Consider the following 11,772-nt stretch of genomic DNA (forward strand, 5'->3'; position numbering starts at 1 on the left):
AATTCAAAAACAAAAATATGGGAAGATGTCTCTGATTTCCAAAATTTAGGTGATTTTTGATCTGGGGATAGACAGGAATTAAGTATTACGTCCCTGGAATTCTGCGCAGGGCTTTCTATCGATTTGGCACCAGGAGAAACCGGCTTATGTCTAATTTACCCATCCAAATCTCGCTTTTCGAGGAGGACTATTTACTACGCGAGTTAGGGCAAATAGCTCACGTCCCACAGGTGGCGCTTACAGAACTGGTAGCTAATGCCTGGGATGCCGGTGCAAGCCGGGTTGATCTCATATTGCCCGATGAAATCGGAGGCTCGCTCATCGTGACCGATGACGGACACGGTATGACACCAGAGCAGTTCAAGCGCCGGTGGATGACTCTTGGCTACGATCGACTCAGGCATCAAGGCCAGAATGTCGAGTTCCCGCCAGGACATACAAGGCGCCCACGCAAAGCTTACGGACGCAATGGTGTCGGGCGGCATGGTCTGTTGTGCTTTGCCAATGAATACCAAGTTGAAACTTGGCGTGATGGCGTGATGGCTATTTTCACCGTTGGAACGGACTCCGGCCCAAGCCCTTTCGTGCTGCGCAGCGAGAATCTTGCAAAGAGTAAAGGTAGCGGGACACGCCTGTCGGTAGAGGTGGCTCGCAAGCTCATGGATGCTGACGAAATCCTCACCGTCCTGTCGACGCGGTTTATTCACGACCCCGAATTCAGTATCCGGGTCAACGGCCAATCGCTTGCATTTCACCAAATCGAGGGCAAGGTGAGCGAGTCAACGCTGGCAATAGACGCAAGCCACTCGGCCACGATAATCGTGATTGACTCAACTCGGCTCAACCATTCATCCGTGCATCAGGGTATCGCATTCTGGGTACAACGCAGACTTGTCGGCACGCCATCGTGGACAGTCGGCCCGGTCAGCTTCGATGGCCGCACGCGCTTTGCGCGGCGCTATAAGGTCATTGTCGATACCGCAGGTTTCGAAACTGAAATCGAGACAGATTGGACGGGATTCCGGAGAACGAATATTGTTGAGGAACTTTACAGGGCAACGGCCGAACATATCGGCAAGGTCGCTCAGGAACTAGCTTCTCAAATCGTCGATGAATCCTCAACTGACGCTCTTGCACAGAACCGTAGAGAACTTGCCGCTTTGGGGCAAGGTGCACGGCTAGAAGTCGCCGAGTTTACTAAGGCTATTGCGCAAATTCATCCAACTATCTCGCCTGATTTTTTGGCGACGGCGGTAAAAGCTGTCATCAATTTGGAAAAATCCAAGAGCGGCGCTGCCTTGTTACAAAAGCTGTCAACTCTCCTTCCCGACGATGTTGATGGGCTCGATCAACTATTGGATGAATGGACGGTGAAGGATGCCCTGCGTGTGCTCGATGAGATCGACAGCCGAATTAGCGTAATCGAAACCATTCACCGTTTAGCAGATGACCCCAAAACTGATGAGCTGCACACGCTTCATCCCATGATACTTCGCTCTCGCTGGTTGTTCGGTCCGGAGTTTGAATCACAAGAATACTGCTCTAATGCTACGCTCCAGACTGTGGCAAAAGAACTGTTTAAAAATTCGGGTGCGCAGTTCATCAATGAGAAGAATCGCCCTGATATTGTTGTGTTGTCAGACAGGACAACGTGCCAATTGACTGGCATAGAATCCTTTGACCCGGGCGATCCTACACTGACACAAATGCAGCATATCTTGCTGATTGAGTTAAAAAAAGGCGGATTCGAGCTGACGCGCAAGGAGGTCAACCAGGCGGACGGCTACGTGCAAGACATCGTTGCATCGGGTGTCATTTCAGGAGCTCCCTACATATGCGCGTGGGTTGTTGGGCAAAAAGTCGCTACTGGAGTTGCTAAGGATAAGACGCTACGTAACGAAATCCGCGACTACGGCAGGGTCCGCGCAACTACGTTCGGAACTCTTGTTGATACAGCAAACCGAAGACTGCTGAAACTACGAGATGTTCTGGCTGTTCGTTACGGAAACCAGTCGACAGATGGGCTGCTGGAGCGTGTTTTTTCTCGGCCAGAACAGGGAAGCTTGCCCTGGGCATAAGATCCGACATCATAAAAATTCTGCTGCAGGCTAATTCCGGGGACAGCATACTTAATTAACGAGGGTGTCGCCCATGTTTCATTGGCTCCGTGATCATCGCCGTGCCGAGGCGCGAAACCGCCTGTTCCCTCCTGCGTGGGAAGCCTTTATGCGTACGAACGTGGCCCACTACTGCGTGCTCGATGACGCCGAGCGCGCTGAGTTGCGCGCGATGATCCAGGTATTTCTGGAGGAGAAAGACTGGGAAGGATGCGGCGGCCTTGACCTCACCGATGAGATTCGTGTCACCATTGCGGCCCAGGCATGCCTCCTGCAACTGGGACTTCCCCACGACTACTATCGCAACGTGGAGTCGATTCTCGTCTACCCCTCCACCGTTGTGCCCCCCGCGCACCACCCCGGTTTCTTCGAGCGCGTGGATGGCCCCGTGGAGGGCTCGGTTCCTCTTTTGGGTCAGGCCTTCAACCAGCAGGGTCCGGTGATCCTGGTGTGGGATACCGTTCTTCACGACGCGCGCCACCCCGAGCAGGGTCATAACGTCGTCTACCATGAGTTTGCCCACAAACTCGACATGCTCAGCGGCTCCGCCAACGGCACTCCGCCCCTCGTTGACCGCGACCAGTTGGCCGAATGGGTGACCGTGTGCTCCCACGAATTCCTGCGACTGCGCCGCCTGGCCGAAAAAGGCCACAAAACTTTCCTCAATGCCTACGGGGCGACGAACGAGGCCGAGTTCTTCGCCGTAGCCACGGAAACATTCTTCGACCGGCCTCTCGCCCTCCAGAAGCACGCCCCAGAGCTCTACGGTGTCCTCGCCGCCTACTATCGCCAGAATCCGGCAGGGCGCGTGAATCGCACTTGCCCCGTGGAAAGCTGATTGACCCCCTTTTCCTTTCGCGGCATTTCACTACTCTTCTTGATAGATTCCTTTTCCCTTCACATAGTCACGAAGTCTGCGGGCATGATCCTTATCGTCCTGGTTCAGTATCTGAAACAGTTCCTCGTCCGTGGTCCTGGGAGGCATTTTCATGAAAGTTTCGAAATGAATTTCCCCGGCAGACTCTTCCAGTTGTATGGCCAAACGGAAGGCCTCCTCCCGTGATGGAGTCCTTTCCTGTATTTCCGCCAAGATTGTTTCCAATCTTTTGTTCACCGCAACAAGGGGATTGAGCGCATCCGGCACGATCTCAGGAGGAAATTTCCCGGTCTTAATAAGATACTCCCCTCCGCTTCGAAGCAAAGCAGCATGGCTCTTTTCTTCTAACGCAAGTTGCCACCAGAAAGCAGAATCGTCGGGAAATTTATGATGAAAAAGCAGGTACAGCTCGGCGACATTGAGTTCAAGAGTGATCGCTTCTTCCACAATTTGAAAAATATCCGGTTCCATTATTCCTCCGCAGGGGAAATCAGGGGCACTCCCCCCATTTTCACGCCAGGCAGACGTTGCGGGTAAGCTCGTATCGAACACGTTGGTTCAGCTTTTGCACTTGCCGCCTTCGATCTTCGGGAACCCTTGCAGATTGAAGCTCTGGCCGCAGCCGCAGGTGGTTTTCGTATTGGAATTGGTGAACTGCAACCCGCCGTTGATCAGCTCGTCGGAGTAGTCCACGACCAGACCGTCGAGAAATTTCCCGCTCGCTTCATCCGTTACAATCCGGATCGCTCCTGCCGTATGGACCACACTCTCCCCGCCCTTCATCTCGCCGGCGATTTCCGCGCCGTAGGTCAGGCCGGCACACCCTCCTTCCTTGACAAAAACCCGCAGGAACTGGCCCGGGGTCAGCTTGCTGTTCAGCATCGCCTCTGCTTTTTCTTTAATGGTAATATTCATAAAAGCCTCCTAAGCTCATGGTAAATCATCATAATGTTACTATTGGCAGGCCACAGGGGGATGTCAAGGTGGTGATCCGGCCTTGCTCCTCGCCTGCTTCGCCTTGTCCGGCTCCCCCAGTTGCAGATAACCCTTTTCCATCAACAGCCAATTCTGCTTGATCAGGCCATAATCCTTTTTGGCCAGGCTGTTCGATTTGATACAGAACTGGATCACCTGCTTGTAATCTTTCTGCCCGTACTTCACCTGGGCCATCTCATGCCACAGCCTGGCGTTGCGGGGCTCAAGCCGGAGGGCCCGTTCCAGCATCATTTCGGCCTGATTGAACTGACCGGCCCGCACATTCTGCCTGGCATTGGCCAGCAAGGTTCCGGCAGCCTTCCCTTCTTCCGGCACCGGCACGGACTCACGCTTGGGAGGGGCGACCGGTTCCGGGGCAGGAGTCGGCGCAGAAACGACAGGGGGGCGGGAGTCTGGAGCAGGGACGACCGGCTGCTTGACGGGCCCTTGCATTGCACAGCCGTGCAATGAGAGGGTCATGGCCAGGAGCAACCCCAGGTGCCAACCGATATGCCATAAACGTCCGTGGCTTCTTTGCTTCATCTCATTTTCCCTCAATCTCTCTGTTGCTGCCTGTAATGTCCGGTTGGGATTTCGCAATAAGTCAGGGCCTTCCCCCTCTCCCTAGCCCTCTCCCGCAGGTAAGCGCAGACTCCGAGGGGAGAGGGGACTTCTTTTTGGTTCTTCCGGGAATTCCGGGGAAAGTGACGAGGCCTTTTTGCTGTTCTCTTTTTCTTCTTTTGCGTGCCCAAAAGAAGAAACAAGAAAAAGGCACCCCAGCCAGTCCTGGCCCTGCGGGCTTCCCTTACTTCTCGTCGAGGGCGGGACGCGGAAAAACTCGGGCTTCGCCCTCAAACAGTCGGAGTCTTCGCTTACCTCCCGCGTCTTTTTCCGCCCCCGTCTGCGAGGCGCGGCAGGACAAATGGGGGAAAAGAAAATCCCATCGGTACGCAGCCGAGCACCGGAAAAACTGCCGAAAAGGGAGGTTGCACTGTTTGAGCGCAGCGAGTTTGCAACATCCCGGCAGTTTTGAGGAGCGCAGGGTATCCCGCCTTCGGCGGGACAAGTGCCCTGGGTGCCCTTTCTTTGGTTCGTTTCTTTGGGCAAGCAAAGAAATGAACACACTGACTTCATGGTCCAGTCCCCCACAATTCCCGGAAGAACCTTTTTTTTGCATAATGTAAAATCACAGGTTTCGCGGGTTGGGCTTTAACGAAACCAGTTACGGATCGTGTCCAAGACCCCAGGGGCTTTCCGCTCCTGAGTATCATCACCCGAGGTGGCCCCTCTGGGCACTGTTCCCGCCACAAAGGGAAGAACCACATTGTCCCGGGAAGCATCTGCGGAGGGGCCATAGCTTCCCGCATCCACCCTGGCCCATTCAAGCCCCTCCGGCTCCGTCAGCTCCAGAGGCTGGGGATGGAGAGACTGCATGATCTTGCCCCACACCACCATGGCGCCGCTGGAACCGGTGAATGCGGTCGGTTTGTTATCGTCGCGGCCGATCCAGACCACGGCCAGCCGGTCCCCGGTAAAACCGGCAAACCAGCTATCCCGCAGGTCATCGGTGGTTCCGGTTTTGCCGGCAGCCTGCACCGTCTCGGGGATATAGTTTAACAGCGACCTCGCGGTGCCGTTGCTGATCACCCGCTTCAGGGCCGTATTGAGCAGGAAGACATCCTGGGGCGGAAAACGCTGCTCCACGGTGAGCCCGAAACGCTGGACCACCTTGTTCTCCAGGGTCAGCACACTGCGGATACTCCGCTGCGGCTGATAAAAACCACCCGTGGCAAAAAGCTGATACATCTGGGCCACCTCAAGGGGCGACAGCTCCGCGGTTCCCAGCAGGAAGGAGGGATAGGGATCAAAATCCCGATTGATCCCCGCCCGCTTGAGATTGGCCACCACCTTTTCCACCCCGACATCCATGCCGATCTTGACCGTGGCCAGATTATAGGAATAGGCCAGCGCCTCATGGAAGGGCACCAGGCCATGCTCTTTCTTGTCATAATTCGCCGGGTGCCATGCCTTCCCCCCGGGATTGGCCACGGTGAAGGAGAGATCCTGCACCGGGGTTGCCAGGGTGTAGCCGTTGGCCAGGGCCGTCAAGTAGACCAGCGGCTTGATCAGCGAGCCGATGGGGCGCTGGGCGTCCAGAGCCCGGTTAAACCCGGGCTGCAAGGCGTCGCGGCCTCCAGCCACGGCGAGGATCTCCCCGCCCTCCCGGCTGCTGACGATCACCGCCCCCTCAAGGCCACGGGTGGCGGTCCGTTTTTCCAGACCCGAGAGCGTTTCCCGCAGATTCCTTTCCACCTGCATCTGCACCTGGGGATCGAGGGTGGTGAGGATCTTCAGCCCGTTGGAGGTGAGATCCTCCTCGCGATAATCCTGTCCCAACTGGCGGCGCACCAGTTCGAGAAAATCGGGATAGCGGTTAAAACCGCTCTGTACCGCAGCGCTCTTTTCCAAGCCGGCAGCCTTGGCCGTGCGGTATGCCTCCTCGGTGATCACTTTTTCGTCCCGCATCACCGCCAGGATCACCTGTTGCCGCTGCAGAGCACGCTCCGGGTTACTGCGCGGATCGTAATAGGAGGGCCCCTTGATCATCCCCACCAGCGTGGCAATCTGGGCCACGGAAAGATCCGGCAATTCCCGCCGAAAATAGAACTGGCTGGCCAGGCCGAAACCGTGCACCGCCCGGCCCCGATCCTGGCCGAGAAAGATCTCGTTGGCATAGGCGGTGAGGATCTCGTCCTTGCTGTAATGCGCCTCCAGCAGCAGGGCCATGATCAGCTCATTGACCTTGCGCCGCAGGGTGCGCTCATTGCTGAGGAAAAAGTTCTTCACCAGCTGCTGGGTCAGGGTGCTGCCACCCTGCACCGTCTTGCCGGCGCGGATATTGGCAACCATGGCCCGCAGGATTCCCAACGGATCAACCCCGGAATGGGTGTAAAAATGTCGATCCTCCACGGCGAGGAGGGTCTTGACCAGCAGATCGGGAAGCTCCTGGCGGCTGCAGACAATCCGGTCTTCGTTTTCCAGGGGATGAAAACTGCCGATCCGGGCGGGATCGAGGCGGGCCAGGGCAATCTCCGCCCCGCTCTCCGTGGCGGAGATTTTCTTGATCGCAGAACCGGAAAACTCCACGGTGAGCCGGGCCGATTTTTCCACCCCGTCGGCAAAGGCAAATTCCCTGGTGACCAGATGCATGACATTGCCTGCCCGGTCATAGCCCCCCGGAGCCTTGGCCGCCTTGTCCCGGCGATACCCGCCAAGCTCCAACTCCTCGGCAAGCAGGGCAGGAGTAAAAGGCAGCTCGGGGTACAGCTCCAGGGGACGCGCGTACACCACGGCGGGCAAGGCCCAGCGCTTGCCGTCAAACTTCTGGCGGATCACCTGGTCCAGATAGAGGACGTACAAGCCGAGGGCAAGCACGAGCAGAAACGTCAGCGCCCCCGCGATCTTGAGCAGGGTCCAGCTCTGCCCCCTGCTCCCCTTCTTCTTCGGGAATAATTTTTTCGTAGCCAAGATTCAGACACCCTTCAAACCATTCAAGGTTCCGGCAGATAAGCGAGCGTGGCGAGGTGGCGGGAGAGTCGCGTTTCTTGTCTCGTGATCCTTCCCGCCCGCAAGCCGGATAAATACAAAGGTAAATTATAACCCATAGCCGAATCCGGAACAGATTTATTTCTCACAATCAAGTAAGATGAACCCTGAAATCCGGGGGCAATCAAAGAGCGTTTGGGCGTTGTTGCGCACCCGGCTCCCCCACCCACCTCCCTGAAACCCGACCCATCCTGCGCAGATGGGATCAGGCCCCAAGCTTAAGGATGCGCACATGACCTCCATCCTCCAGTGCCCTGTTTGCCGAGAACCGCTGCTGCCGACAGCAACCGGCTACCAATGCGTAGCGATGCACAGCTTCGATGCCGCCCGCCAGGGCTATGTCAACCTCGTGCTGGCCCACAAAAAGCATTCCAAAGAGCCGGGGGACGACCCGGAGATGATCATAAGCCGGAGACGGTTTTTGGACCTGGGGTATTACGGCAAGATCTCCGATGGCATCAACGAGGCCATCGGCAATGCACTTTCGGGATCGGCAGGCGACAGCTGGTGCAGTGTTCTCGATGCCGGCTGCGGCGAAGGCTATTATCTCCAGCGCCTCAAGGAGGCCCTGGCCCACGGCAGCGCGGCGCATCTGGCCATTGTGTACCACGGGGTCGATGTTTCCAAGTTTGCCGTGCGGCAGGCCACCCAGCGTGACCGGACCATGGCCTGGTTCGTGGCGAGCATCAACGATCTGCCCTTTGTGGATGGCTCCCTGGATCTCGTGCTCAGTGTCTTTTCCCCGGCCAACATCGCGGAGTTTGCCCGAATCCTCAAGCCAAGCGGCAGCCTGGTCTTTGTCAGCCCCGGACCGCGTCACCTCAACGGGTTGCGGGAGATCATCTATCCCATCACCAGAGAGCATGAAGCGCCCTCGATCACCGACAAGGCCAAGGAGCTTTTCTCCCCTGCCACCGTGGCGAGGATCACCTACCCCCTCGAACTCACCAACAACCAGACGATCATGGACCTGCTGGCCATGACCCCCTATTACTGGAACATCGACCGGGAGACCAAGGCCAAGGTGGCGGCCCTCGACCGGCTGCAGCTGGATGTGGATGTGGAGGTGCGGGTGTTCAGGAAAAAATGCGGGGATGGGGCAACCGAACTTGAGACAACTTGAGAGATAGCTTGACGTATACTTGACTTGCCAATCAACGGAAACCGGGACAGAACGCCCTAATCCCCTTCCTCCCTTGCAAACTTCTTCATCTTGTCCCCGATCCGGGCAGCCTTTTCGCACTGGGCGCCTTGTTTGGGGTTGCAGTCGAGGAGGATACCCATCACCTTGTCGGCGGTCTTGTTGCAGCCGGCATCCTCCAGCCTTCCCAGAAGATCGGACATCAACTTGTTGAATTGCTGGCATTTTTCGTAATCGGAAGAGGCCCGTTGATGGAGGAGGGCCGCCTTCTCCAGGTCTTCCTTGATATCCTGCGGGATTGTTTGCGACATGCGGTCAGTTCCTTTGGGCAAAAACATCCGTTTTCTCCCCCTGCTGCTCGGCCAGGGTGGAGAGGATGAGCCTCCGCGCTTGAGCAACAGAGGGATGAGGCAGCCGGGCACTCACTAAAAATCAGTGCCGAGCCGCCTCTGGAGTGTCACTTGATTTTTCTGCTCCATCGTCTTGAAGGCGAGATACTCCTCCTTCTCCAGTTCGAAGAGCTGCCTCCGGTGGCGGCTTGTAAGATCGTACCACTCGTTGATCCGCATGCTGAAACGCCGTTCTTCGGGGTAGCGCAAGGTATTCATAAAAGACTGGATCGCAAAATAGTACCGGACAGCATTGCGCTCAATCGCGCCGCGGGGCCCGCCGATATAGACGGGCGTGCCGTTTCTCTCGGTGCCGGTCTGGGTGAACCCCTCCTTGCTCCGGCCGAGGGTCGCAAAATATACCTTTTCCGCGAGGCGAAGCGCAACACTGTCGCTGTATGCATAACTGACGTGGACAAAAGTCCTTCCCCCCTCAAGGGGCAGGGCCTCGAACCGCATCCGGTGGTCATTGGTGCCGAAAGGGCCGGCTTCGGCACTGAGCATAACATCCAGATATCCCTGTTGCTGAGTAACTTCCCGGTACTGGTACGGGACCTGCCGCGTGTCTTCCGGAGGTTGATAGACCTTGCGGCCGATGTAAAAAGTCAGCAGCCAGACGCCCGGCAGTTCCCTGTAGGTGCAGGCCTTGACATTGGGATGGAGGGAGACGATATCGCACCAGTTTTCCGGGACCTTGAGCACATTGGCCACGCTGCTAAAGGGATAATCGAAGATCCCGTAGACATCCGCATGCACTCTCCCGTCTCGTTCAAAAGACTCCAGAAGGAGCGGAAAGCCGAAGCTGTTTTTCTCCAAGCGGCCCATGTTCCGGCGATAGGTTTCGCGCAGGATCTCTGCACCCTGCCCTGGCTTTTCGGCAGCGGCAGCACCGCCGGCTGAAAAGAGAAGCGCGATGGCGAGCAGAAACAGGAATACTCCCCCCTGATTTCTGCTCGTATCCCCCTGATTCACCTGATCCATGTTTGCGGGAATAAACCCATCCTTCACGACCGGCTACAACCAGCGGCCGAATAAATTGACCAACCACTCCCTCAACCTGGGCAACAACGGCCTTTTTTCCCACTCCTCCCTATGAATCTGCTTGGAATCCGCCAGGTCCCGGGCAAACATCTTCTCCATTTCCACGGCAAACTCCTGACTCAGGATAACCGCATTCACCTCGTCGTTGTTTAATAGGCTCAAGAAATCCATGTTGGTCGAGCCGACCGTGGACCAGACCTTGTCAATGACCGCGGTTTTCGCGTGCAACAGGGAAGTATTGTGCTCGTATAACTTCACTCCCGCTTGCAACAGCCCGGCATAATGATACCGCTGGGCATATAAGGCCAACCGGGAATCGGTGATCCCCGGGAGAATGATCTTTACGTCAACCCCGCGCGCAGCCGCATCGGTAAGGCTCTGTATTATCTGTTCGTCGGGGATGAAATAGGAATTCGTCATATGAATCGAATGCTTGGCAAAGGTGATGGCCGACACATACACAATAAAAGGGATTCTATTGGTTTCTCCCGGGGTGCTGCCGATCACTTGCACCAGGGCATTTCCCTTTTCTTTCAGAGCAGGGAAATAGTTCCGGCCGGAAAGTTCCACCCCCTGCTGACCCTGCCAGGTTTCCAGAAAGAGCTTCTGAATTTCAGCCACGGCCGGGCCTTCAATTTGCAGGTCTGTGTCACGCCAATGAATTGGCGCCTTTTCGTTTTGTTTCCGCTTGAAAGGAAGACTCGAATACACCTTGCTGATATTGATGCCCCCGATAATGGCGACCTTACCGTCGACTATCAAAATCTTGCGGTGATCCCGGTGGGTCAGCCCCCATTTCCCCTCGGCCTTCAGTGGGTTGAGCGAATTGAAGCCGACCACCTGAATTCCGCCCTCGCCCAGGCGCTGGAAAAAAGCAGCGGGGGTGTTCATACTGCCCACGCTGTCATAAATCACATTTACCTGAACGCCTTCCGCCTGTTTTTTCAGCAACAGATCGGCAAATTTGCGGCCTGTCTCATCATCTTCAATGATGAAGGTTTCAAGATGGACATGGTCTTTGGCCTTCTGGATTGCTTGGAACATTGCGGCATAGGCGGCCTGACCGTCGGCGAGCAGGGTGACTTTGTTCCCCTTGGTCAACGGGCTTTCGGTGACCGATTCCACCACGGCGGTGTGGCGTTCCAGAATGTCCGTCGGATCGACCGATTGCTTCAGCCGCTCCATGATGGCCTTGCTTTTCTGGGGAGACAACACCCGTCCTTTGGCCGCCACGATTTGCCGCGGATTCTGTGTGGCCGGCGCCTCCTCAATTACTTCAGAGACGTTCGGCAAGGTCGCGCAGCCGGTGTTGAGGCTCAAGATGGCTCCGACCAGAAAAAAGAAAAAGAATGGCGTGATGATTTTCATGAAATTATTTTATCACAAAAAAAAATTCTGATTACCCGGAAACCCGATGGCTTTTCAGTCAATTCGTCAAGCCGACAAGCCGGGAAAGCAAAAAGCGAGAAGGTTGGACCTGTATTCCCTACCCAGGGCCACGGAAGAACAAAATGGTATGGCACTTTGCTTATCTCGGAACAATTCAGTACAATGAGCCATGGGTTCCGGGGTGAATTGCCAGCTTGCCGGTGTCATTTTCCGTTGGCAAGCAATGGCCACGCCCCT

Annotated in this window: 10 protein-coding genes; 3 read left to right on the plus strand and 7 right to left on the minus strand. The window is 56.2% G+C overall.

The window, feature by feature from the left end:
* The first annotated feature begins 146 nt into the window (after positions 1-146).
* Positions 147-2,078 (plus strand): ATP-binding protein, encoded by a 1,932-nt coding sequence (locus ACZ46D_RS07510; RefSeq protein WP_464926836.1) that lies wholly within the window; start codon positions 147-149, stop codon positions 2,076-2,078.
* A 73-nt stretch (positions 2,079-2,151) separates the two neighbouring features.
* The gene (locus ACZ46D_RS07515; RefSeq protein WP_464926837.1) at positions 2,152-2,955 is read left to right on the plus strand and encodes a M90 family metallopeptidase; all 804 of its coding nucleotides are present in this window, start codon (positions 2,152-2,154) and stop codon (positions 2,953-2,955) included.
* Between the two features lie 30 nt (positions 2,956-2,985).
* Here the strand turns inward: ACZ46D_RS07515 and ACZ46D_RS07520 are convergent, their stop codons facing one another.
* The 4 genes from ACZ46D_RS07520 to mrcB form a co-directional block, all read right to left on the minus strand.
* Complete coding sequence (locus ACZ46D_RS07520; RefSeq protein ID WP_464926838.1) at positions 2,986-3,465, minus strand: hypothetical protein; 480 nt, start codon at positions 3,463-3,465, stop codon at positions 2,986-2,988.
* An 87-nt stretch (positions 3,466-3,552) separates the two neighbouring features.
* The gene (locus tag ACZ46D_RS07525; protein ID WP_464926839.1) at positions 3,553-3,909 is read right to left on the minus strand and encodes a HesB/IscA family protein; all 357 of its coding nucleotides are present in this window, start codon (positions 3,907-3,909) and stop codon (positions 3,553-3,555) included.
* Positions 3,910-3,972: 63 nt separating this feature from the next.
* Entirely contained in the window at positions 3,973-4,512 is a 540-nt protein-coding gene (locus ACZ46D_RS07530; RefSeq protein WP_464926840.1) for a tetratricopeptide repeat protein, read from the minus strand.
* 666 nt (positions 4,513-5,178) lie between these two features.
* Positions 5,179-7,497, minus strand: a complete 2,319-nt coding sequence (gene mrcB / locus ACZ46D_RS07535; protein WP_464926841.1) for a penicillin-binding protein 1B — start codon at positions 7,495-7,497, stop codon at positions 5,179-5,181.
* Between the two features lie 310 nt (positions 7,498-7,807).
* On the opposite strand from mrcB, the gene ACZ46D_RS07540 reads away from it, so the two are divergent.
* Positions 7,808-8,698, plus strand: coding sequence for a putative RNA methyltransferase (locus tag ACZ46D_RS07540; protein ID WP_464926842.1), 891 nt, complete (start codon positions 7,808-7,810; stop codon positions 8,696-8,698).
* Between the two features lie 56 nt (positions 8,699-8,754).
* Here the strand turns inward: ACZ46D_RS07540 and ACZ46D_RS07545 are convergent, their stop codons facing one another.
* From ACZ46D_RS07545 to cls, 3 genes are all read right to left on the minus strand, one after another.
* Positions 8,755-9,027, minus strand: coding sequence for a hypothetical protein (locus tag ACZ46D_RS07545; protein WP_464926843.1), 273 nt, complete (start codon positions 9,025-9,027; stop codon positions 8,755-8,757).
* Between the two features lie 114 nt (positions 9,028-9,141).
* Positions 9,142-10,086, minus strand: a complete 945-nt coding sequence (locus ACZ46D_RS07550; protein WP_464926844.1) for a hypothetical protein — start codon at positions 10,084-10,086, stop codon at positions 9,142-9,144.
* Between the two features lie 33 nt (positions 10,087-10,119).
* Complete coding sequence (gene cls / locus ACZ46D_RS07555) at positions 10,120-11,514, minus strand: cardiolipin synthase (RefSeq protein ID WP_464926845.1); 1,395 nt, start codon at positions 11,512-11,514, stop codon at positions 10,120-10,122.
* Positions 11,515-11,772: the final 258 nt, after the last annotated feature.

This window comes from Thiovibrio sp. Mzg5 (genome assembly GCF_055379285.1).

What these genes read in the sequence shown, in the direction of transcription:
- ACZ46D_RS07515 (WP_464926837.1), top strand. Translation starts at nt 2,152, where the DNA reads ATGTTTCATTGGCTCCGTGATCATCGCCGTGCCGAGGCGCGAAACCGC.
- ACZ46D_RS07525 (WP_464926839.1), bottom strand. Translation starts at nt 3,909, where the DNA reads ATGAATATTACCATTAAAGAAAAAGCAGAGGCGATGCTGAACAGCAAG.
- ACZ46D_RS07550 (WP_464926844.1), bottom strand. Translation starts at nt 10,086, where the DNA reads ATGGATCAGGTGAATCAGGGGGATACGAGCAGAAATCAGGGGGGAGTA.
- ACZ46D_RS07540 (WP_464926842.1), top strand. Translation starts at nt 7,808, where the DNA reads ATGACCTCCATCCTCCAGTGCCCTGTTTGCCGAGAACCGCTGCTGCCG.
- ACZ46D_RS07520 (WP_464926838.1), bottom strand. Translation starts at nt 3,465, where the DNA reads ATGGAACCGGATATTTTTCAAATTGTGGAAGAAGCGATCACTCTTGAA.
- ACZ46D_RS07545 (WP_464926843.1), bottom strand. Translation starts at nt 9,027, where the DNA reads ATGTCGCAAACAATCCCGCAGGATATCAAGGAAGACCTGGAGAAGGCG.
- ACZ46D_RS07530 (WP_464926840.1), bottom strand. Translation starts at nt 4,512, where the DNA reads ATGAAGCAAAGAAGCCACGGACGTTTATGGCATATCGGTTGGCACCTG.
- ACZ46D_RS07510 (WP_464926836.1), top strand. Translation starts at nt 147, where the DNA reads ATGTCTAATTTACCCATCCAAATCTCGCTTTTCGAGGAGGACTATTTA.
- cls (WP_464926845.1), bottom strand. Translation starts at nt 11,514, where the DNA reads ATGAAAATCATCACGCCATTCTTTTTCTTTTTTCTGGTCGGAGCCATC.